This window comes from Actinocatenispora thailandica, from assembly GCF_016865425.1.
Lineage (GTDB): Bacteria > Actinomycetota > Actinomycetes > Mycobacteriales > Micromonosporaceae > Actinocatenispora > Actinocatenispora thailandica.
The window spans coordinates 5,166,118-5,189,375 of sequence record NZ_AP023355.1 but is presented as its reverse complement, the minus strand read 5'-3'; the positions used below and the strand labels follow the sequence as shown (position 1 = coordinate 5,189,375).

The 23,258-nt window shown below is 70.4% G+C and carries 10 protein-coding genes; 4 read left to right on the top strand and 6 right to left on the bottom strand.

The annotated features are described in order from the left end of the window. The first annotated feature begins 597 nt into the window (after window positions 1–597). Window positions 598–1,176, top strand: a complete 579-nt coding sequence (locus Athai_RS23065) for an FxLYD domain-containing protein (RefSeq protein WP_203963423.1) — start codon at window positions 598–600, stop codon at window positions 1,174–1,176. Here the strand turns inward: Athai_RS23065 and Athai_RS23060 are convergent. Further along, a complete protein-coding gene (locus Athai_RS23060; RefSeq protein WP_203963422.1) occupies window positions 1,171–2,001 on the bottom strand; it encodes a type I restriction endonuclease in 831 nt (276 codons plus the stop codon). The two genes, Athai_RS23065 and Athai_RS23060, sit on opposite strands and share 6 nt — an antisense overlap. Before the next feature lie 56 nt (window positions 2,002–2,057). On the opposite strand from Athai_RS23060, the gene Athai_RS23055 reads away from it, so the two are divergent. After that, window positions 2,058–3,044 (top strand): DNA-processing protein DprA, encoded by a 987-nt coding sequence (locus Athai_RS23055; RefSeq protein WP_203963421.1) that lies wholly within the window; start codon window positions 2,058–2,060, stop codon window positions 3,042–3,044. A gap of 238 nt (window positions 3,045–3,282) precedes the next feature. On the opposite strand, the gene Athai_RS23050 is transcribed toward Athai_RS23055, so the two are convergent. Further along, window positions 3,283–4,230, bottom strand: a complete 948-nt coding sequence (locus tag Athai_RS23050; RefSeq protein ID WP_203963420.1) for a hypothetical protein — start codon at window positions 4,228–4,230, stop codon at window positions 3,283–3,285. Window positions 4,231–4,885: 655 nt separating this feature from the next. Here Athai_RS23050 and Athai_RS23045 point away from each other — a divergent pair. Continuing rightward, entirely contained in the window at window positions 4,886–5,329 is a 444-nt protein-coding gene (locus tag Athai_RS23045; protein WP_203963419.1) for an iron chaperone, read from the top strand. Window positions 5,330–5,825: 496 nt separating this feature from the next. Then, the gene (locus Athai_RS23040; RefSeq protein ID WP_203963418.1) at window positions 5,826–6,596 is read left to right on the top strand and encodes an HNH endonuclease family protein; all 771 of its coding nucleotides are present in this window, start codon (window positions 5,826–5,828) and stop codon (window positions 6,594–6,596) included. A 471-nt stretch (window positions 6,597–7,067) separates the two neighbouring features. Here Athai_RS23040 and Athai_RS23035 read toward each other — a convergent pair whose 3' ends face one another. The 4 genes from Athai_RS23035 to Athai_RS23020 are packed head-to-tail and all read right to left on the bottom strand — an operon-like array spanning window position 7,068 to window position 23,184. After that, the gene (locus tag Athai_RS23035; protein WP_203963417.1) at window positions 7,068–9,191 is read right to left on the bottom strand and encodes a UvrD-helicase domain-containing protein; all 2,124 of its coding nucleotides are present in this window, start codon (window positions 9,189–9,191) and stop codon (window positions 7,068–7,070) included. Between the two features lie 3 nt (window positions 9,192–9,194). Further along, window positions 9,195–15,500: a DEAD/DEAH box helicase gene (locus tag Athai_RS23030; RefSeq protein ID WP_203963416.1), complete on the bottom strand. Its 6,306-nt coding sequence runs from the start codon at window positions 15,498–15,500 to the stop codon at window positions 9,195–9,197. Continuing rightward, the gene (locus tag Athai_RS23025) at window positions 15,497–20,332 is read right to left on the bottom strand and encodes a DNA methyltransferase family protein (protein WP_203963415.1); all 4,836 of its coding nucleotides are present in this window, start codon (window positions 20,330–20,332) and stop codon (window positions 15,497–15,499) included. The genes Athai_RS23030 and Athai_RS23025 overlap by 4 nt, the downstream gene beginning before the upstream one ends. Then, on the bottom strand, window positions 20,329–23,184 hold the full coding sequence (locus Athai_RS23020) for a helicase-related protein (RefSeq protein WP_203963414.1): 2,856 nt from the start codon (window positions 23,182–23,184) through the stop codon (window positions 20,329–20,331). The genes Athai_RS23025 and Athai_RS23020 overlap by 4 nt, the downstream gene beginning before the upstream one ends. Window positions 23,185–23,258 lie beyond the last annotated feature (74 nt).

Below are 23,258 nucleotides of genomic sequence, written 5' to 3'. Positions count from 1 at the left end.
ACGGCGGCGGGCAGACGATCGTGCACCCCGGCGCGTTCTGCTCACCGGAACGAGCGCTCGGCGTCACCGACCGCGGCACCCCGATGCGATGCGCCAGCAAGAACGGCGACCAGCCCCGCTGGCGCTCGGCTGCCTGACAGGGCGATCGATGGGAAGCCCCGGTGAGGACCCGGTCCGACCTCATCGAGCCGGGGGGCGTCACTGCACACGAACGACCAGTCACGATCACCGACTACGCGGCCATCGGTCCGAGCTCATGGATCGCCAACGCATCATGCCGTCATCCATCGACCAAGCCCCACCAGATGCCCTGTCAGGCTGTTGATCGCGTCGGCTCGAACCATTGCCGATGTTCACCACCGCCCGGGCGGTGGCTGCCTGAGCTGCCGTGCGGCCGAGGCAATGCGGCGCAGGGCGAATGGGACGGACTGCGCTCACCGCTGACCTATCGGCAGGCAGATCGAACGAAACCGTCACCGACTGCTGCCGACAAGGCATACCGGCGTCGACGATCGGCGTGGGCGGGTCCGCCACGCAGTCGATACCTTCCGTCTGCGACGAGAGCACACTCAGTAATCACGGGGGAAGGAAATACACATGAATCAGCAACCACCCAGCGGGCCGCCTCCCAACGGCGGCCAGCCCTACTACGTTTACCCACCACAGCCGCCGCCCAAGAAGCACACGGCGCGAACCGTGATCATCACTCTGTCCGCCGTGTTCGTCGTACTCGTGGGAGGCATCGCCAGTTGCACCGCGCTCGTCGTGGGTGGCAGCGGGGACGACAGCGGCCATACACAGGTGTCGGGCAACGGTGGCACCCGAGCCGATGGATCCGGAAAGGCGCAGAAGCCAGCCGCGAAGAAGTCGCACGACCCGACCAAGTACGGCTACTGGTACGACGCGAAGAAGGACGTCGCCGTGGACGGTGTGGCGACGGGGTCGTTTGATCAGTACGTGGCGTTCAGCGTCAAGAACCAATCCGACACGACGCTGGACTACGACGTCACGTTCGGCGAGTACAACGCGCAGGGCGAACGCATCGGAGAGACCTACGCCGTGACAGAGTCCGTGCAGCCCGGCGAGACGGTGCGCGGCAGCGACACCGACACCATGGTGGATCCGGGCACGAAGGCCGTCAAGGTAGTGGCCGCCGACGCCGAACCGTCGTCATGAGACAAGTGCGCAGCCGCGCTCGCGGTGGAGGCGGTCGCTGCTGCGCCGCTGACACGACCACTCGTCAGTCGTCCAAGTCGATGAACGCAGGTCCCGGCCACACAGTGCACACATGGGCACGTTCACGTACCGGCACAGCAGGTCGAGCCAGGTGTCGCGCTGCCAGACCTGCTCCCACAGGTAGGACGTGCGGTAGCCGTCGGTCGCGCCCGGGTTGCCGGCGCCGCCGTCCACGTCCGGTCCGTTGCTGCCGATATTGAACGGCAGGAAGCGGGTCTTCTCACCGGCCAGCTTCGTGGTGAGGAAGACGTAGTCCTGGTCCATCGCGAAGTGCACCAGCGCGCGGCGGGCGAACAGCAGCTCCCGCGGGTCGCGATCGGTGCAGTACTGCCGCTTCGCGTGCTCAACGGTCTGGCGGGTCAGCGCGTTCTTCAGCTCGGCGATCGCGACCGGGATGCCGTTGACGAACAGCGCCAGGTCGAGCGACTTGCCGGTCTCGGTGGCGGAGTAGTGCAGATGCCTGCGCTGCGCGTCCTCGACGCCGGCGTGGAACGCGAGGCGGCGCTCCACTCGTCCGGCTGCGTCCCCGATGAACGTCTCCAGCTCGGCGCCGTCGATGCCCAGCTTGGGGTCGTAGTTCTCGCCCAGGCCACGCTGCCAGCCGCCGCCCAGCAGGGAAGCTTCAATCGCGTCCTCGAAGCGCACCTCGCGGTGTTCCTGTCCTATTTGCGCTGCCTCCCCGTCACCGCGCCGTGTACGCACGGTGCGAAGCTCGCCCGCATCGAACGCCGCACCGCAACCTCCCTCCGGCCACGACTTGATCATCCGAACCGCGTGCCGGGTCGTTGACTTCCACCGCAGTACGAACGTATGTTCGATCGATGGAGTTTCGGCGCAGGTCACGATGCTGCGCGTCGGGCGGAGACGTCGGTACGGCGGCGCATAGGATCGGCGCCGTGCGAAACCAGGCGGAGCAGCGGGCGGCGCTGGTGGCGATGCTTCGACAGCCCGGAGCGCGCTGGTCGGAGATCACCGACGAGGTGCTCGACTCAGGCGACGCGATCGAGGTGCTGCGTTGTCGCCTCGGCGAGGGCGGTCTGTTCCCGGTCGCGGACGCAGGCGCGATGCTCGACGACGCGGCGCAGCTGATCGCCCAGTGGTCGACGGATGGGATCTGCTTCCGCACGTTCCTGGACGACGACTACCCGGCGCAGCTCCGGGACATCCGCGAGATGCCGCCGGTCCTTTTCAGTCGGGGTACCGACGCGCCGGACGAACGAGCCATCGCGGTCGTTGGTACCCGGCGGGCCAGCGAGCGGGGGATTCGGATCGCCGAAGCGGTGGCCACCGATCTCGCTCACCGCGAGGTGACGGTGGTCAGCGGCCTCGCGGCCGGCATCGACACCGCTGCCCACACTGCGGCGCTGCGGGCCGGCGGCCGTACGGTCGCTGTGATCGGTACGGGCATCCAGCGGTACTACCCGGCGCAGAATCGAGAGCTGCAAGACGAGATCGCGGCCAAGGGGCTCGTGCTCAGCCAGTTCTGGCCCGACGCCGCCCCGACCAGGCAGAGTTTCCCGATGCGCAACGCCGTGATGAGTGGCTACTCGGCGGCGACGGTCGTCGTCGAGGCACCTTGGCGGAGCGGGGCGCGTATCCAGGCCCGGCTCGCCCTCCAGCACGGCCGCCCAGTTGTCATGCCGAAGGAACTGTTGGAGCATGACTGGGCACAGGAGTTCGCCACCAGGCCCGGGGTTCGGGTCGTCGGCGATCTGGCGGAGCTGCTGGATGTGGTCGAGGAGCTGATCGCCATGATGTCGGGGGCGCTGGTGCCGCTGACCGGGATCCCCGGCCTTGCCGACGCATGACCAGTGGGGGCGCGTCCGCGCCCTGGTGGAGCTGCAGAGCAACTTCCTCGTCAACCCATTGCCCGCCGGCTCTGGTGTCTGCTCGGTATGCCGCGGCGCGGCGACGGTCGGCTACCCGCGCTGCTACAACTGCGGGAAGCACCGAAACGCGGCGGCCGGAAGACTCTCGCATGTGGTCGTGCCGGTGTCGTACGCCGTCAAGCGCACGCAGCATGCCCAGAATCTGGCCCGGTACAAGTCACCACGGCCGTCGCTCGGTGCCCGGCGGTCGCTGCATGCGTTGCTGGTTCTCTTCGTGCGGCAGCACGCCCACTGCCTGATCGGTGCCGCTGGTGGTCGCTTCACCCATCTGGTGACGGTCCCCAGTACCAGAGGCAGAGCCGGACCCCATCCGTTGGCAGAACTGGCGGTGCCGGCACTCCGGCTCCCCGTGCTCGCCGCGTCGTCGGCGGTGCGGTACCCGGAAGACGACCGCAGCTTCCATCCCGATCGGTTCCAGTTTTCGACGGCGGTTCCGGATGGGGCTCGGGTACTGCTCATCGATGACACCTGGACCACCGGCGGAAGGGTCCAGTCCCTCGCATTCCAGCTCCGTGAGAGCGGCGCAGATCGTGTCGTGTGCGTGGTGCTCGGGCGCCACATGGGACCGGACTTCCCGCTGAACCGGCCCATTCTCGATGCGGTGGACGGGAAACGCTTCGACATCGACCGGTGTGTTCTCTGCGCGGCCGGCCCGCCGACGGCCTCGTCCTGACCGATTACGGCTCCCGATACGGGCGCACGGCAGTTGAGGGGACCGGAGGGTGCGTTCGACCAGGGGATCGGCGTCGAGGTACCAGCCGGTGAGGTGCAGGTGGTTGGCGGGTAGCGGCGCCACGTCGATGACGCGGAACGGGGCCGGCTCGCGGCCGGGCTCGGCGACCAGGATGACGTCGCCGAGGTCGGGTCGCCAGCCGCTGCGGTCGACCGGTGGGCGCGGCAGGCTGCGCCGGTGCGGACCGCGCGCCAGATCCTCCGCCTCGCGGGCGAACGAGTAGGCGCGGCACGGCCACAGCACCCGGCACGTCGGCGAGGTGCCGGGCCGGCGTGCCGGATCGTTCGGCCAGTGCCGCGCCAGCACCGCCTGCGCGGCCCGCCACAGCAGCACGTCGGTGACCTCGCGCGGAACCGCGTCGTCGGCGCTCACCGGTGACCATCCCGATCCAGCGGTACGAGCGTGAAGCCGCCACGCGGGTCGCGAGCCAGCGCCCGCACGATCGCCTGCCGCCGACGGCGCGCGACGCGCAGCGCCGCGAAGTACGAATCGGTGGGCCGATCCCTGGTGCGTCCGGTGAACACGGCACACAGCCGCCCACGGAGACGATGAAGCGCCTCACGGAGACGTCCAGATTGTGAGTAGGGCAAGGGGACACGGCGCCTCATCGAGGCGCGACCGTGCAGACCCAGATCACCTGGGGCCACCTACAGTCGCCGCTCCTGCGGGAGCGGCCCTTCATCGAGGCCAGTCGTGCGTGCCCGGCTATGTCATGCCCGATGCCTCAGCCGCGCTCCTGCGGGAGCGCCCTTCATCGAAGCATCGTGGAGCCGCCACGACGGACGGGCGCCGGGCGCAACCGACGATGCCGCGAGGGTCGACAACGAGGTGGTCGGCTGTCCGGTCTGGCGGTGTCGGCCGGTAGTTCTGCCGGATTGGTGCCGTTCGGCTTGCCGTCTCCGAGGTGGGCTGGCGCGGCGTCGCGATCCGATCAGGAATCGAGAAGTACCGACGGACGCAGCACCGTAGCGTTCGATGCGGCGGCCGGCGCCATGCCGGCCGGACACGTACCGAAAGGCGAGGGCTGATGGCTGAGACCACCGACGCGAACGACGGGTTCACCGCTGCCGAGCGCGCTGCGATGAAGCAGCGCGCCGCGGAGCTGCGGGCCGAGGGGAGGAAGGGCGCGAAGAAGGCCGACGGTTTGCAGGCAGCGCTCGATGCGATTGCGAAGATGGATCCCGAGGACCGCGCGCTCGCCGAGCGGGTTCACGCCACGATCGCCGCCACCGCACCGGATCTGCTGCCGAAGACGTGGTACGGGATGCCCGCCTACACCAATGCGGACGGCAAGGTGGTCGTGGCGTTCAAGAACTCCGGGAAGTTCGGCACTCGTTACTCGACGCTGGAGTTCCAGGACGCTGCACGCCTGGACGACGGCGACGTGTGGCCGGTGTCGTTCGCGCTGCTGCGGTGGAGCCCTGCGGTCGAGAAGAAGGTGACCGAGGCGATCCGCGCCGCCGTCGCGTGACGCAATTGACGGCGGCAAGCCCAACTCGCCAGCACAGTGGGTGAGCGCCATGACGATCCCCGTCGGCGCGCCAATGCCACCGCCGAAGAAGCGACACGGCATCTTTCACCGGATCCTGGTCATCGTCGGCATCGTGCTGGGCAGCGCATTTGTCCTGTTCGTGACGCTGGGGATTCTCGGCGCCACCGGGGTGTTGCCCACCGCAGACACCAGCGCCAGCCCGACTCCAGCGCGTACCCAGGCTGCCGGCCACGGTTCGTCCGCCGCACCGAGCCACAGCCCGACGCCCGCAGCGGCCCCCCACCACGGTCCGACATCTGCCGCGCCGCCCAGCCCCAGTTCAACGCCTGCGGTGCTGCCCAGTACCGCACCGCCCGGTACCGCGCCCCCGGCCGCGGCGCCGACGGCCGGACCACAGAACGGCGACGGTACCGGCACCGCAGCCTCGGCCGCTCTCGCCGAACTTGCCAAGCTGCCGGTCAAACCCGCCGCACCCATGGCCGGCTACAGCCGCGACCAGTTCGGCCACGGGTGGATCGACACCGACCACAACGGCTGCGACACCCGCAACGACATCCTGCGCCGCGACCTGTCTGGCGTCGTCGCCAAGGCCGGGACCCACGGCTGCGTCGTGGCGGGCGGCGTGCTGAACGATCACTACACCGGTACCACCATCACCTTCCACCGCGGGGAGACCACGTCCACGGCGGTGGAAATCGATCACCTCGTAGCGCTCGCCGACGCCTGGCGCACCGGCGCGCAGGACATGTCGACCGCCCAGCGGGAGCAACTGGCCAACGACCCGATCGAACTGCTCGCCGTCAGCGGCCCGGCGAACGAGTCCAAGGGCGACCAGGACGCCTCGCAGTGGCTGCCGTCGAACAATGCGTTCGACTGCACGTACGTCGCGGACCAGATCACCATCAAGGCCACCTACGGCCTGTGGATCACCAGCGCCGAGCACGACGCCATGGCATCCACCCTCCGCGACTGCGGCGGCGTCGCGCCACGGCCTCGTACGACGACGGTCGCGCCCCCACCGCCGCCCGCGACAACGCACGGGCCGCCGCCTGATACGCCCCAGGCGCCGCCCACGCATTCGACCGACAACGGTGATGGTTCGACCGACGACGGCGGCGGAGCCTCGGTCGTACACCCGGGCGCGTTCTGCTCCCCGGAAGGCGCCGTCGGAATCACCGACCGCGGCACCCCCATGCGCTGCACCAGCAAGAACGGCGACCAACCCCGCTGGCGCTCCGCCGGCTGACTGATCTGACATCCGATTGGAGCCGTCGGCGAGGGCCAGCGGCTGAGCTCAACAAACAGGTGGTGTGCCCACATTCGAGAGGCCATTGCGGACTCCATGCAGCCGTCGCCTCTCGTTGAGGTCCGTGGTCGTGTTCGTCCGCTCCGCGGAATGAAGGCACGGCGCTGGTCGGTGGATGCCTGACGCGGTGCCCTCGAAGGTCGAAGTCTGGTCCCGACGTCAGCTCGGGCTGTCTGGGTGCACCGCGAAGACCGCTCGAGCACTCGGGAGGCGGTCACCCGGCGCTCGCATGGTCGATGCGCGTCTCGCGGTGCCTGCCCCACTTGCGCTGGCTTCCCGTCGGTGCGCGATTCAGGCACCCTGCCAAGTTGGCCTGCTTCGGTCGTCGCTTCGCGAGCTCGCTCGGACTCGATTCGATCACCCGAAGCCTCCAGGCATCCGACCAGCCTCGACCCGACCGAAGTGCGGCGCCTACCGACGATCGACCACGACGAGCTCGTCGCGGGCGCGCGTCGCCGCAACGTAGATCAACGAACGGTCCCTGAGCTCCAGATCGGTGCGCTCCTTGTCGTCCAGGACGCGTCGGCGTTCCTGCTCGGCCGGGGTCCTACCGCCCTTTGCCAGGATGACCCGGGCGAACTCCATACCCTTGGCGCGGTGCGTCGTCATCACCAGCACGCGGTCGGTTGGCGGCCGGCCACGATCCAGCGCGGCAGCCGGCACCCCCTTGGCGTCGAGCGAAGCGACGACCCGCTCTCGCAGGGCACGGTCCGGTACCAACACCGCGATCGTCTCGGGCGGTACCTTCTCGTCGACCCAGCGCCGGGCCTGGCCGGCGACGTGGTCGAGTTCGTCGGACAGTGAACCCACGGTCGAGACCTGTGGGTTCGGGCCGCTGCGCACCGACCGGTAGGTCGCTTCCTCCCACTGGTCTTCCAGGTCGGTGTACTGGCCGCCGGCCAGCCGGTCCAGGGCGTAGCGGAGGTTCTCCGCGGTGGTGCGGTAGTTCAGCGTCAAGCGCCGGGACCGACCGACGATCTTGATGCCGTAGCGGGCCAGCACCAGCCGGGCTCCGTAGATGCGCTGGTGGGCGTCCTCGGCGATGAACAGGTCGTCGGCGTGCTCGCCGACGAGTGCGCGCAGCATCTGCCAGTGTGTCGGGGACAGGTCCTGGCCCTCGTCGACCAGCACGTGGTCGACCAGCGGGCCGACGTGGCCGAGATGGCAGGCGGCGACCGCGGATGCTTCCGGGAAGTCCAGGCTGCCGTCCACTCGGCACTGCGCCCGGTAGGCGGCGATCAGTGACCACACCTGCGATCGTTTCCGGCGGTCCAGCGCGACGCCTCGGCCGGAGCGTCGAACCCGCAGGTAGCCGGCTTCGTCGGTGATTCGGTTCGGCAGCACCACCTGGCCGTACTCGCCGGTCAGGAAGGTCTCGTTGGCCGCCTCGGCCGGCAGTTCGGTGGCCGAGGCTTCCACCACGTCCCGCCAGCGGGTCGACGGCGGCCGTGGGGTACGCGACGTCCGTGCCTCGCCGAGTACCTCGCGCATCGCCTCGTCGACGGCGGCGCCGCCCGCCCGCAGCACGGCGGCGGCGAGCGCGTCGACCCCGGCGACGTAGACACCGGCGGCGCCGGGCCGGTCGGCGATCGGCAGGTCCGGGTCGAGCTGGCGGAGGCTGTCGCGCAGCGACTCGGCGAGGTTCGTGGTGAACGTGGTGAGCACGATCCGGGTGCTCGGGTCGCGGCGGAGCAGCGCGCGGGCCCGGTGTACCAGCACGACGGTCTTGCCGGTGCCGGCGCCGCCGGTGAGGCGGAACGGTCCGGAGTAGGAGCGGTCCACGTAGCGGCGCTGTTCGGGATGCAGGAACACCCGCCAGGCGGCGAAGTCGCCGCCTTCGATGACGCGACGCAGTTCCTGCTGGTCGCCGATGATGGTGAACTGCAGCTGTGCGGCGGGCCGGCGCAGCGAGTCCAGCAGACCCTGGTCGGTGTCGTCGGAGGTGCCTTCCGACAGCTCCATCGTCGCCGCGATCTCGTCCAGGGAGTCGCCGGCCCCCAACGACACCAGGATCGTGCCGAGCCAGCCCTCGTGCCGGGCGGCCAGGTCGAGCAGCGCGTCCTCGCTGGTGACGGCGAGCGCCTGGGTCGCGACCTCGGCCGGCACACCGAGCCGGTCGGTCAGGTCGGCCAGCTGGTACCCGTGCCGGGCCAGCAGGGGTCGTTCGACCGGCGGCGCCACCACGATCGTCGGATGCTCCGTCGGCGCCGGGGCGTCCTCGAACTGGGGCAGCCCGTTGACCGGGTTGACGGTCAGCCGGACCTTGCGTGCGATGGCGATGGCCTGATCGTGCGGCCACACGCCGTGGATGACGTAGTGCGTTTCGCCGTCGTGGTCGGCGCGGAACATCACCGCACGCCAGCCGTCGTCCACCCGTCCGGTGCGGACCCGCTGGTCGGCTGCCGACGCGATCGGCTCGACGTGCAGGCCCGGCAGGGCGTCGTTCTCGGCGAGCTTCTGCAGGAACGTCATGGCCTTGCCGCGGATCGACTTGTCCATGGCGCCGGCCAGCTTCGACATGATGATCGTCGGCACGTGTCACTCCCGTCCTGTCAACGCGGCGACGACCGCGTCGGGCTGCGGCTCGACGACGTCCCAGCCGGCCTCGGCCAGGTCGTCGCGGTCCGTGTCCGGCATCTGTTCGAACGCCACCGTCAGCCGTTGCGCCGGCCAGGCCAGGCTCAGCGGAATGCCGTCCGGCCCTTCCGCCCCGACCTGTGGTGGCGTGATGTCTCGTTCGGCCAGGGTGACGACCAGGTCGCGTTCGGGACCGGGGGTGGCCTCGTCGAAGATCTCGCCCCACCGGCCGCCCGGCCGGGCGACGCGCTCCGGCACCGCCGGTTCCTCGACCGCGCCGAGACCGACGGTGGTGACCGTCACCGGCCAGTCGCTGGCGGCGACGCTGTTGGCCAGCCGCAACCAGCGCTGCCAGGCCTGCGCGTACCCGTCGCCCATGACCGCGTCGCGGTCGTCCAGGACCAGCGCGCTGGACAGTGCGGTTCCGACCATCTCCACCACCGTGACCATCGGCCCGACTCGTCGGACCTGGACCTTACGCGGCCCGGGCGGGATGGGTCGCTCCAGCAGCACGGCACGGCCGACGTCGGCCAGCGTCGCGTCGGCCTCGACCGAGACCTGCTGCGACCCAATGTTGAGCATCATCGAGACGCCGTGCGCCACTTGGGTCAGGTCGCGTGGCGACGGTTCACGGACCCATTCCTGCAACCATTCGACCGGGTTGGCGGCCAGCCGGCGGTAGGCGTCCGGTGACGCCTGGAACATCGGCATCGACTGGAGTTGCCCGACCAGCTGGTCGTCGTACCAGTCGGGCGGCTCGGCGCGGGCCGCGTGCTCGGCGGCGAGCACGTCGTCGTGGGTGAGGGAGACGACGAGCTGGCCGGCGTCGCGCAGGTTCGTGCGAATCCGTGCGTCGTCGGCGATCCTGTTGTGCGTCGTCGTGGCGTGGAAGCCGCGGCCGTCGGTGAACACCACGACCGGCGGCACGTTGGTGTCGTTGCAGCGCAGCACGAAGTCGGCGCGTACCTCGCCGAGTTGCTCCTGCGGCAGCAGCGTCCAGTGCCGTGGGGTGCCGGGCAGCGTGAACCGCACCGCGTTGCCCCACTGGCCGGGCACCTCCTCGATCGCGGCGCCCTGGCGTCGCAGCCATCCCAGCAGCAACCGCCGCAGCCGCTGTTCCAGGTGCGACTCGGGCTCCTCCTGCGGAGGCACCTCACCCACCTGCCAGCTGCCGGACGATGGGTCGGACGCGTCGTCCGGCAGCCCGAGCAGGGTGCGCAGGTGCCGATCGGCGGAGGCACGCGAGACTCGGCGTACAGAGTTGGCGGAGATGAACGGCAACAGGCAGCGGTGACAGGCCAGCCGGTCCTCGTTCTGGCATTCGCAGTCACGCACCTTCTCCCAGGCCCGCACCAGCAGGTCCCGGAAGTTGTCCGGCACCGCGACTTCGGCGAGGTACCCGGTGCCGCCGGGCACCGTGTCGTGTATCAGCAGCGCCTCGTGATTGTCGGAGCCGTCCGACGAGGTCGGGTCGACGATGTTCTCGATGAGCAGGTGATCTGGATCTCCGCCCAACTGTTCGCGCAGCCCGAGCTGCAGCGCGGCCGCCAGGCTCGGTACCGCGAAGTCGTCGCCGACGGTGACGCTGTTGGGCAGCCGGACCACCACGCCCTGGGTTCGCAGCTTCCGAGACAGCGCGATACGCCTGGTGTGCTCGTCGGTGGACGTGCGGAACCGGCACCACGGGCGGTGCTCACGCGGGCTGTTGTGTCCGCTGTCGCTGTCCTTCTTGCCGCAGCCTTCGCAGACACGGAACATCTCGCCGGTGCGGTCGGCGCCGGCGATGCGTCGGGTGGTACCCCGTCCGGTGAGACCGATGTTGAGCCAGCGCAGGTCCATGGTGTGCAGGTAGGTGACGCCCAACCCGGTGTTGTCGGCGAACCACCGGCGGCCGATGTGCGCCGGATCCACGTCGGCTGCGGCGAGCACCGTGAACGGTGCGTTGCGCCGCTCGTCGCGCCGGTCGGAGATCGTCGATTCGTCTCGCCGGATCTCGGCCGACACACGAGTCAACTCCACGACGTCCAGCCGGGAGCCGACGTCGGCGATGCCGCGGCTGCCGCACCGAGGACACCGTGCCACCGCGACCTCCACGCCCGTCGCGGCGAGGTCGGCGGCGTATCCGCAGTCCGGGCAGAAGACCCACGGGCGAATCGCTGCGCCGTCCAAGCCCAGGTCCACCGCGTCGATGGAAATCTCCATACCGCGGGCGTAGAAGGTGGCGCCAGGAGCGAACTCGCGGATGGCCTGCGCCGAAGCGCGCTGGAACTGATCGTGCCGGTACTGGAACTGGTCGGTGTCCGGGTCGGTCCAGGACAACCCGACGTCGAGGACCGCAGTGTCGTCGAGCAGCGTGTAGTTCGGCAGCAGCCCGTACTCCTCCAGCACCCCGATCCAGTACTCGGTGCGCAGGGCGGCGAGTTGGCCACGAACGAGCTTCAGCGTCGACTCGGCCGACCGGACCTCCCGTTCGTCGTCGTCGGTGTGTGCCGGCGAGTCGGCCTGGGTGCGCAGTTCGGGCAGCAGCGTCTCGATCCGGGTTCGCCGGGTCTCCAGCTCCTGGATCGTGGCGTTCCAGCGTTCGCTGGCGGCCCGTACGTGTGCGGCGAACGGGCTGGTGCGTCGGCCGCCAGCCGGGCTCAGCCAGGCGCGGAGCCGGTCCACGACGTCGTCGGGCAGCCCGCCCATCGCGTCGACGAAGCCGGGCAGGCGTTGGCCGAGCGTCGATTCGGCCAGGTCGATCAGGTCGCCGAGGAAGCTGCCCGGCGCGGTACGGCCGATCGCCTGCGTCGCGCGCTGCGGATGGAACGCGCCGGGGTCGCGGGCGACCGAGTCGACCAGATGCGCGGTGTACTGCCGGCGCAGGATCTCCTCGGCGGACAGGTAGGTCGCCGGCGGGCGCACCTCGCCGTTCACCACCGACAGCGGGTCGCCGAGCTTCGGCAGCTGCTCGCCGCGGCCGCTCACGTACGCCAGGTCGAGCGCGTTGCCGGTCTGCCGGCCGGCGCGGCCGACCCGTTGCAGGTAGGAGGCGACGGTGCGTGGCAGCGAACCCAGCAGCACCGTGGACAGGTCGCCGATGTCGATACCCATCTCCAGCGTGGGCGTGGCGACCAGAACGTTCGGCGACTGCGGGGTCGGGTCCGGCGACTTGAACCCGTCCTCGTACTCCCGGCGGGTCGCGTCGTCGAGCAGGCTGGTGTGTTCCCGGGAGACGACCCGGCGCATGTCGGTGGAGTCGTACAGCCGCCGGTAGAAGTTGTCGCCGATCGGTGCTCGGGTGAGCTGCCCGCGGCAGCCGCCCAGCAGGCAGGGCCCGCCGTCCAGCTGGTCGATGCTGGTCACCGAGCCGGGTACCGGGGTGCGGCAGGTGTCGCAGCTGAGCAGATGCCGGCCGGCTTCCAGGTCGGGCAGGTCGGCCGCGGCGACGACGATGCGCTCCGGCCGGATCGCGTAGACGGTCGCCCCACTGCGGCTGGTCTCGGCCTTCAGCACACCACGTCGGTCCAGCTCGGCAAGCAGCATCCGCGCGAGCCGGGCACCGTCGTGCGGTGCCACGCCGAGGGCGCGTGCGGTCCAGCGCGCGTACCAGGACTGCGACGCGCCGACCGGTTGCAGGCCGCTGTCCTTGGGGATCGGAGCGCCGCCCACCCGCGGGTAGGCCGGCGCCGGCCGGTTCCTGCCGAACGCCGGCATCCCCTGGTGGCGCGGCCGTCCGCCGGTCAGCCACCACCGCTTGCCATCGTCGGTGCGGTACGTGCCGAACCATTGATGGTCGATGGCCCCCTGCGCGCGCATCCGGTCGAGGGTGCCGCGCACCCAGCGCACCAGGGCGGCCTCGGTGGCCGCCCCGTCGATGGTCAGCTGCAGGTCGGTGCCGTCGACCGAGGCCCGCGCCATGGCGGCGACCTCGCCCGGTGTGCCGGCGTCGACTTCGACGGTGGCCGAGCCGGTCAGCTCCAACGGCCGGCCGATCCGCGAGTTGAGGCCGAACTCCAACGCCGCGTCGAGCGCCAGCCGCAGCCGCACCCGGTTGGCCACCGAAGCGGGCACACCGGACAGCGTGGCGGCCTGCCAGAACGGAGCGAACGCCTCCCGATCGGCCAGCTCCGGCGGGAGCAGCCGGTAGCGCGCGAACGGGTCGTCGCCGGCCAGCTCGATCGCCCGGGAGACCACGGCGTCCAGGCTGCGCGGCGAGTCGCCGACCGCCTGCCGCAGCACCGCACGCAGCGTCAACGTGTGCGACCGGGCCTGCACGAACCCGGCCCGGTGCGCCGCGTCCTGCACCGAGTCGGTGAACACCAGGGCCTTCTTCTCCACCGTGTCCAGCACGGCCGAGCCGAACATCGTGGACAGCGACACCGAGAGCAGGGTGGCGACCGCGCTGCCGAGGAACCGGATGCCGTCGTCCTGCCGGCAGGAGGGGCAGAAATCGTCCTGCGCCTGCCGGTCGGCGTCGTCGCCGCTCGTGGTGAGCACCGGCAGCGTCCAGCCGTCCGCCAGGTCCGGATCGTCGGCGGCGACGTCGTCGACCAGGCGGCGGTTGTGCACGTCGAGGAAGAGCAGACCGTCCGGCCGCTGCTCGCCGTCGAAGTGGGCTTCCGCCTCGGCGGGGGCGTAGAGCAGCGCCCGGAACCGTCCGTCGTGCCGCCGGTGGTTGCTGCGGATCGAGTCGTCGTCGACCGCCAGGTCGAGGCCGACCGGTGCCAGCCCGACGCCCCAGCCGGACCGCCCGCAGTGCCGGCAGTAGATCGCGGGGAACATCGGCCGGGACTCCTCGTCGGCTCCGGCCGGCGGACCGTCGTCGAACCAGTGGAACCGTGCCGTGGTGCCGGCCGCCCGGTCGATGCGCACCAGCTCCCGCACCCACAGGTGCACCTCGACCGACAGTGCGCCCCGCCCGGCGCGCGCCCGCACGTGGCCGAGCGCGCCGGCCAGATACGACAGGAACGTCACCCACCGCGGATCCGGGCCGGCGACGGCGGCGGCCAGCTCGGGCAGCGGTGTCGCGTCCGCGGCGTGCCGGGCCAGATCCTGCACCATCGGATGGGCTCGGGACGCGGCGAGCAGGAACCTGGCGTCGGCGTCGGTGAACCGGGTGGGCGGCTCGTCGTACAGCAGGCCCAACATCGTGTCGGCGACCCTGCCGCCGGGCGGGTCGAAGCCGAGCGCCTCGATCGCCGCCGTGGCCGCGGCCAGATCGATCGCGTCGGCCGGGACCGGAACCATCTCGGCCGCCGCCACCTCGGACGGCGCGGCATCGACCCATTCCTCGACGCCCAGCCTGGTCTCGGTGACCACCGCGTCCGCATCGAATCGTTCCCCGAACACCGTCTCGGCGAACTCGCGCATCACCGCCGGGTCGCCCTTGTCGCCGAGCGTCGCCGAGGTGGCGACCGGGGTGATCCGGCCGAGCGGCCGGGCCCGGTCGGCGGCGTCGATCGACGGGTCGTCGGCCGGCCAATGGCTCTTCAGCGCCAGGCCCAACCGCCGCAGCAGCATCGCCACGTCGGTGCCCTGCGCGCCGTCGTAGGTGTGGAACTCGTCGAGCACCAGATAGGTCAGGCTGGTCGCCGACTTCGCCCACAGCGGCTGGTCCGCGGCCCGCAGCAGCAGCTGGTCCAGCATCTTGTAGTTGGTGAGCAGGATGTCCGGCGGATCGTCCCGGACGATCTCCCGGTCGGTGATCAGCCCGTCGGCGTCGACCGCCACCCGGGTCGGGCCGCCCTCGCCGGTGTAGAGCGCGGCCGTGATCCCGGCCAGCTCCGGATGCCCCGTGAGCAGCCTGGTCAGCCGGCCGGCCTGGTCGTTGGCCAGGGCGTTCATCGGGTAGAGGATCAGCGCCTTGGTCCCGGTGACGCCGGCGCGCCGGGCCCGGCGCACATGGTCGACGATCGGCATCAGGAACGCCTCGGTCTTGCCGGATCCGGTGCCGGTGGTGACCAGCGTCGGCAGCGGCCGGCGGCCTCGCCCGTCCACGCTGGAGGACAGCCGGGCGAACGCGGCGGCCTGGTGCCCGTACGGCTCCGGCCCGTCGTACCACTCCAACAGCGACTCCCAGCCGGGCTGCGCCGGCCGGAACGGCAGCCGGAGCCGCAGGTAGGGGCCCTTGAACATGCCGTCGACCGGGTCGCGCAGAAAGCGGCCGAGGTTGTCCCGCGCGTCGCCGTCGGTCAGCCCGAACGTGGTGGTCAGATAGTCGGTCAGGCCGGCCCGCACGTTGGCGGCCAGCAGCGTCGGCAGCAGCTCGCTGCGATCCCGGTTCACGACCGGGCCGCCAATCTGCGTTCGAACTCCTGGTACGCCTCGGTCATGTCCTTCTCCCGGTCCAGCGTCCGGAACGGCAGCTGGTAGGTGTAGGTGTTGCCCGCCTGGTTGGTTGCCGTCTGCTCCTCGACACTCAGTCGGTCACCCTTCTTCCGCCACACCGTCAGCACCGAGTTCGGCACCAGCCGCCCGTTCGCGTCGTAGTGGTAGACGTTGTGGTCGTACCCGTACAGCACCGCGAACTGCGTCCGATAGATCGTGCACAACTCCTCGGCGCTCAGCCCCAACATCAACGCCACCAACGCATCGATCTCCACCAACGCCTGCCGCCGATCCGCCGCAATGCGCAACGGCGTGGCGGGGCTCCAATCCGGTCCGATGTGGCAGAGCGGTTGCCGGCGTGCGTGCTCGAACCCGCCGGCCCAATGGTCGTCCATGAAGTCGCGGGAGTAACACGCATTCCAGAGCTCCGTGTAGGCACTGGTGATGCTGTTCAGTCGAGCGGATCGCAGGACCAGCGAGCTCAGCATCGGATGGTCGAAATTCGCTGGCATCCGTTCGATCGTGCCGAAGAGGATCTCCGACTTGGGTACACATCGAACCGAGAAGTCCAGCACGATCGACGACGTGTAGGCGCACGCGGCCAGCAAGCTCGGCAGGTTCCGGTCGCTTGGCGCGAAGGTGTGCACGGGATGCACGTGTGCGGAGCCTGGTGGTACCACTGCTCCGATCAGCGTGCGCTCACCGGTGTTTGCGGCCATCCGCCGCCAGGCGACGCGGTAGTAGTTGCGGGCGGAGCGGGGGCCGTCGGGGGTGGGCCAGGTGGTGTAGGCGGCGTCGTAGCGGGCGCGGTCGCCGCGTGGCTTGTAGGCGGTGGCGGGAACGGCGTCGGCCGCCAGCGCCTCGAAGTCGGTCGCCGACCAGTCCTTGTTGCTGTTCATGGTCTCGTTGGGTGTCTTGTAGAATGGCGTCGCCACGAACAGATGCGGCCCCTGCAGGATCACATCGTCCCAGAACGCCGGGACCCCCCACTCGGTTTCGAAGTACCCCTTCTTCCGATCGATGCTCTCGTCCCAGCCGCGCGAGAATTCCAGATCGAGGTCACCGATCCGTGGGGCGCGCGAGAGCTTGTCGAGCACGGAGACGACCGACCGATTGACCGCATAGACCATTCGGGTCTGGCGGATTGGCACGTCCGGATCTTCCAGCATCGTATGCCAGGTGGTTAATGTCGTGTCGGTCACCCAAGTGAGTCGCGCGCGATGCGGTCGGACGTCCCATCGGCCTTCATGGTCCTTCAGACCCGGCTCCTCGCCAGAACCGTCGTGCTCGAACGACCTTATGGCTGTCTCAGGATGGTAAAGCCAGGAGGCCTGTATGAAATTGGGCGCCTCACGCTTTGAACCCTGGATTGTAATGCCGAAGTGTTTGTGATTCTGAATTTCGAAAAGCAAGAGCTGGTTGACGAAGTGCCAATGCCGCCGGAGTCTCAGGTATAGCTCTTCACGTAACAGCCCAGCACGCTCATCTGTAAAATGAGACTCCAGGTGGATCATGCCGGTTACACCGGACGTTGATGCATGTTGCCACATGCGCTCCATGAAGCAGCGGTAGAGATCAGGTTGGAGGCCTTGCAGGCGCGGGTACTGGGCCGATGACCCGAGATAGTCGGCGAGGCAGGCGATATCGGTGGTGCCGTCGAGTACCAGGTCGGTCATGCCCGGCAATGCGAGGGTCTCCTCGCGCTTGGCCGTGATCTGTTCCTGAGCTGGTCTGCGGGCAAGTTGCCACCAGGGATCGCCCTCGGCGAGCAGTGCATCGACGTCGGAGCGGGGACGGACCCAGGGTGGGTTTCCGAGCTGGAGGTCAAAGCCGCCGCGGGCGAAGACGGTGGCGAAGTCGAGATTCCAGTGGAAGAAACCCTGCTGGGCGGCGACCCGTTCGCAGACGACCAGCCACGGGTGGTCGGCGAGCAGTGGGCCGATCGAGGCGACACTGGCCATGCCGAGATCCGTCGTCTCCTGGTTGTTCAGGTCCTGCCAGGACGAGCCGGTCTGCAGCGACGACTGACCGGCGGCCACCCGCCGCTTGCCGTCGTGCCGGCCGAGCAGCCGGCGCAGCGCGTCGATCCACTGGTCGAGTGTCGGCGGATCGACGGCCTTGTCGTCCACCGTGGTCGTCGCCTCGGTGAGGGGCCAGAACCAGAGGGCGCACCAGGCGTCCATGGCGCGGCGTAGCCGTCGGTAGGCGCCGTTCGGGTCGGCGAGCTTGCGTTCGATCTCCTCCCGGGTGACCGTCCCGCCGGACGGCAGTCCGGGTGCGCCCCAGACGTCGATGTTGCGGCGCACCTCGGCCTCGGCGATCTGCAGGCGCCGGTGGGCGAGCCGCCACAGCGACTCGACCCGCTTGGCCAGGTCGGTCAGCGCGGCGACCTGCTTGGCGGTCGGTTTGAGCCTGACCGCCTTGCGCCAGTCCTTCAGCCGCTTCGCCGCGTCGGGCGCGAGCCTGGCCGCCTCCTTCGCATCGGCGGCGGCCCCCCAACCGGGCGCCGGCAGCAGGAAGTGGTGCACGGCGTCGCCGATTCCGGCGCCGGTCTGCTCGTCGGGGTCGCGGTCGACCAGGTCGGTCGGCGGTACGTCCCGCGGGATCGCCGTCAGCCAGGACTTGTCGGCGACCTGCTTGCGGTCGAAGACGGCGCGGCGGGCGCCGACCAGCGAGTTGCCGCGGCGCAGATGCAGGCCGAACCACGGCGCGTCCAGGCCGGCGACCATGGTGTCCAGCCACAGCGAGATCTCCGCCAGCTCGACGGCGGTGGAGTTGAGGTCCACGCCGTGGACGTTGTGCAGGGCGAGGTACGCCTTGACCTTCTGCAGCTCCCGCTGGTACTCGTCCGGGTCGATGGTGGTGCCCAGCTCGGCCTGCCGCCGCTCCAGATATTCGGCGGCCAGCTGCCGGACCGCCTCGATGGCGAACGCGCCGGACCCGAGCGCCGGCTCGCAGATCGTCAGGTCCAGGATGTCCCGCGCCGACATCGGCGGCCTCGCCGCCGCATCGTCGGCCTCCGGCTCTTCGCCCTCGTCGTCCCGGCTCGCGTGGACGGACCTCTCGCCCGGTTTCGGCGGCAGCAGCTCGGCCAGCGCCTGACCGACGGTGAAGCGGGTCAGCACCTCCGGCGTGTAGTACGACGCCGACTGCTGGCGCTCCCGGCCGGCCAGCCGGTACACGAACGAGCCCCGCCGATGCAGCACCGGCTTGTCTTCGCCGGTGTCCGGGTCCTCGGCACGGACGAAGTCGTTCGTGCCGATGCCGTCGGCGCGGTCGACCGGCACCACCCAGGAACCCTTGTCCGCGTTGCCGGCCTTGGCCACCTCGTACAAGTCGGTGTCGGCGAAGAAGCCGGTGTAGGACATCAGCCCCTCGTACACCGCGCCCAGCTGGTTGATGCCCAGCTCGGCGTAGGAGATGTAGCCGCGGTCGCGGCCGCGCTGCTTCTTCGACAGCAGCAGATGCCCGAGCACCTGTTGCAGCGCGAGGTTGCCGAGCCCGACCTCGTCGATGAACGCGGTCGCCTCCGGCCGGAACAGGTCCGCGCGCAGCGGGTGGAAGGTCAGCTCCTCGCTGCCGGTGGCGTCGTCGAACCCACCCGGATGCCCCTTGTCGACCAGCCGGAACAGGGTCGCCAGCGACTCGTACAGGTGGGTGCCGGACCGTGCCTGCGGCGACGGCAGCTCCACCTGCACCAGGTCCCGCATCCGATCCAGCCCGTATCCGGCGTCGTACTCGGGCGCCCCCGCCGGCAGCACGCCCAGTTCCGGCTTCGCCTCGGCGTAGAGCAGGAACAGGATCCGGTAGAGGAACCGCAGCGCGTGCTTGGCGAGGTCCTGCGCGTCGTGTTGCGGCAGCGGCTCCAGGCCCGCCTCCCGCCGCCGGGTCACCACGTCGTTCGCGATGATCTCGATGGAGAGCCGGACGCCCTCACGCAGATCCGCGGAGACGCCGACGGTGTGCTCGATCGACTCGGTCAACGTCTGCTGCCACCACAGGTCGCCGTCCGCGTCCGGGGCGATCGACTCGACCGACAGGCAGGTCAGCGCCCGGTCCACCTCGCCGCCGCGGGTGCCCACGTTCCGCTCGCAGACCAGTTGCAGATCGACGGCGAGGTACCGGCCCTCGGCCCATCGTTCCCGCTCGGCGAGCATCGCCCACCGCCCGGCGAGCACCAGCACCAGCTGCGGCGCCTCGTCCCCGGTGAACAGGGTGGAGACCAGGCGCGCGGCGGAGGTGATCTCGTCGCCGTCCTCGTGCAACACGACCGGGACGGCGAGAGTGCGCGCATGCCGGTCGATCAGCTCCTCGACGGTGGCGACCGGGTAGCCGGAGACGACCGCCAGCGGGGCGGGGCCCTCGATGCCGGGTGTGCGCACCCACCGCAGCGGATGCTCGCCCCGCACCGTCAGCGCGCCGCCGGTGATGCCGAGGACCGCCAGCAGCCGGTCGGACAAGGCGTTCGCGGTCGCCGCGGTCTGCGCCCGGTCGACCGCGTCGATCGTGCCGGGGTCGGCGTCGGTGTCGAGCCGCTCGGCCAGGCCGACCAGCGTATCGAGCAACTCGCCGCGGGCACCCAGGAACCGGGACCGCGGGGTCACGGCGGTCTCGCCCGGCTCCTGCCCGGCCTCCTTCGCCTTCGCGGCCCGCTCCCGGGCCGCCGCCTCCTCCTCGTCCCACGCCTTGCGCCGGGCCAGCACCCGGGCCTGGAACGACTTGGCGCTGGTGGCGCTGGTGAAGTAGTGCTCGGAGATCCAGCTCTCCCCGATCACGATCGCGTCGCTCATGCCTCGCCCTCCGACGGCTCGGAGCGTTCCGGTACCACCACGATCAGCGGGCGGACCAGCTTTCGGTCCGGCGCCATCGCCTCGACCAGTTCCCGCTCCTGCCGAACACCGACCCGGTGCCGCTTCAGGTCCTCCCGCTGGATCAGCGCGTCCGCGTCCTCCTCCCAGCCGTCGAGCCGGCTCGACCAGGCGTCCAACCGCTGCTCGACGTCGCGGGTCGCCGACTCGAAGACGCTGGCCATGTGCTGCCCCGCCGCATCCACCGCGGCAGGAACGAGCGCGCGCAGGCCCTCGACGTCCACCGCGCCGGTGTTCGGCCGGGACCGGTCCAGGCCGAGCGCGGCCAGCGCGTCCGACGCCGACTCGTACGGCGTGACCGGGGCGAACGACGCGTCGCCGGTCGGGAAGGCCACGGTCGGCCAGGTCGTGGCCACCACCTGCCCGCGCCGGTTGGTGAGGGTGCCCACCAACAGCACGGTGGGCTCGTGCACCGTGCCGCGCACGGCGAAGATCTGGTTGCGGCCGAGCCGGGCCAGCGCCCGGTCGGCCGCCCACTCCAGCACCGGATGCAGCGGCGCCAGATAGTGCGCGTCCGGCCAGGTGGTGCCGGCCTTGTCGGCGAGCGCGGCGGCCAGCCGCTGCTTGCCCAGCAGCGGAGTCGTCGCCAGCAGCAGCCGGTCGGTGACCTTCCGGTCGGCGAGATAGGACTGCGGCAGATACGCCAGCCGCTGCACCAGATCCTTCGGCGGGGTCAGCTCGGCCGTGCCGTGCGCCTCGTGCAGCCGCCAGCCCACGCCCCGCGGCAACGCCTCGGCCGGGTCGACGTACGCCTCGTGCAGCGCGTCGTCGAGGAAGGACACGTCGTCGGGAAACAGCCCGGTGCCGGTGGGCGACTCGACCGAGCCGGTGGTCGCCGCGGCCGGTGTCGCCGCGAAGTGGGCGAACATCGCCGCGAGGCTGTCGTCGGCGCTCGCCTGCTCGACGGAGTGGACGACCTCGTCGAGTTCACGCTGCCCGGCGAGCACCTGGCGGATCTTCTCCTCCTCGTCGGACACGCTGTACTCGCCCATCAGGGAGGCGGCGTCGCCCAGCGCCGTGTGCGCCTCGCTCTCCTTCCGTACGAGACTGGACAGCACCCGGACGTCGCCGCGGAACCGCTCGCTCGCCGGGTCGAGCAGCAGCGCGGTGATGCGCGGACTCTGCCGCTGCCCGTACCGGTCGATGCGGCCGTTGCGCTGCTCGATGCGGATCAGGCTCCACGGGATGTCGTAGTGCACCAGTTCGTGGCACTGGGCGTGCAGGTTGACGCCTTCCGAGGCCACGTCGCCGGTCACCAGGACCCGGATCGGCGAGCTCTGCTGCTTGAACTGCTCGACCAGCTGCTGCTGCTCGTCGTCGGACAGCGAGCCGTGCATCACCCGCACCGCCTCGTCCGGCAGCTGGAGATCCGCCGGCAGCTGGCGCCGCAGCCAGTCGAGGGTGGCGATCCGCTCGGCGAACACCACCGCCCGGCTCGGCGAGTCCGGGCCGACACCGATCTCGCGCAGATGCTCGACCAGCGCACGATACTTCCCGGTCGGCGCCTGCAACGTCGCCTCGTTGACCGCCGTCAGACGATCCAGGGCGGCCCGCTCGGCCGCGGTGTCGGCCGTGGCGGCGAGCCGGTTCCGGCGGGCCGCGATCGTCTCCGCCAACGCGGCGGGGGAGGACAGGAACGCCTTGGCCAGCGTCCAGGCGAACAGCGCGCCGTTGCGTCCCGAATACGGCGGCGTCCCGCCGGCCGGCCACAGCCAGGTGTGCTCCAGCTCGTCGGCGACCGCGTTCTCGGCCTCGGTGGCCGGGACCAGCACGTTGTGCGGCGGCTGCCGCTCCTTCCAGTCGGCGCCGACGACGCTGGCCACCTCCGGGCTGTGCCGGTGCCGGCGCACCACCAGCCGCCCGACCTCGTCGCGGTTCAGCTCACCGCTGGGCGGCACGGCGGAGGGATCCAGCAGCCGGATCAGTTCGGCGAACGACTCGGCGCGCCCGTTGTGCGGCGTCGCGGACGCCAGGATCAGCGCCTCGGTGTTGTGCGACAGCAGCCGGGCCAGCCGGTTGTTCTGGGTGTTTCGATTGGTCAGGTTGTGCGACTCGTCGATGACCACCGCGTCCCAGCGGTGCTTGGCCAGCGCTGCCTGGTACCGGTCCGACTTGAGCGTGTCGATGGACACGATGACCCGCTTGAAGTAGCTGAACGGGTTGCGGGTGGCCGGCAGCTGCTGCCGGACCCGCTGGATGCCGGCCGAATCCAGCCGGACGAACGGCAGCGCGAACCGGGTCCACAGCTCGTGTTGGGTCTGTTCCAGCACGTGCCGCGGGGTGACCACCAGGATGCGCTCGCCGCGGCCACGTCGCACCAGCTCGGCCAGGATCATGCCGATCTCCAGCGTCTTGCCGAGACCGACCGCGTCCGCCAGCAGGATCCGCGGCCGAAGGTTCGCCGGATCCAGCGCCTTGGCCACCGCCGAGCGCTGGTAGACCAGCGCGTCCGCCAGGCCCTGGGTGGCCACGGTCAACTCCGTCTCGGCCAACGGGACGGCCGTCTTGCGGATCGTCGCCTCCAGCCACAGCCGGGCACGGCGATGATGGGAGCTGTCGTCGGCCACCACCACCGCATCCCGTGGATCGAGCGGCTCCACCCGGTCGAGACTGGTGAAGAACGCCGCGGCGGTGTCTCGAACCAGCTCGGACAGGCCCTGGACCCGCAGCAGGGTACCCTCCGGCGTCGCCTCGGTCGCCTGGACCAGCCATTCCTCGTCCCGGACCACCACGACCGAACCGGGCGCGAAGGCTGTCTGTTTGGTCAATGTCACTGCCAATTTCTCCGTCTTGTCGCAACCCTCGACGCCTGCTCGGTCACTCGGCGTACCATATCGTCCGGTCCCCG

Bases quoted from the DNA above. Each gene is read 5' to 3' on its own strand.
- Athai_RS23065 (WP_203963423.1), top strand. From the start codon at position 598: ATGAATCAGCAACCACCCAGCGGGCCGCCTCCCAACGGCGGCCAGCCC.
- Athai_RS23060 (WP_203963422.1), bottom strand. From the start codon at position 2,001: ATGATCAAGTCGTGGCCGGAGGGAGGTTGCGGTGCGGCGTTCGATGCG.
- Athai_RS23055 (WP_203963421.1), top strand. From the start codon at position 2,058: ATGGAGTTTCGGCGCAGGTCACGATGCTGCGCGTCGGGCGGAGACGTC.
- Athai_RS23045 (WP_203963419.1), top strand. From the start codon at position 4,886: ATGGCTGAGACCACCGACGCGAACGACGGGTTCACCGCTGCCGAGCGC.
- Athai_RS23040 (WP_203963418.1), top strand. From the start codon at position 5,826: ATGGCCGGCTACAGCCGCGACCAGTTCGGCCACGGGTGGATCGACACC.
- Athai_RS23025 (WP_203963415.1), bottom strand. From the start codon at position 20,332: ATGAGCGACGCGATCGTGATCGGGGAGAGCTGGATCTCCGAGCACTAC.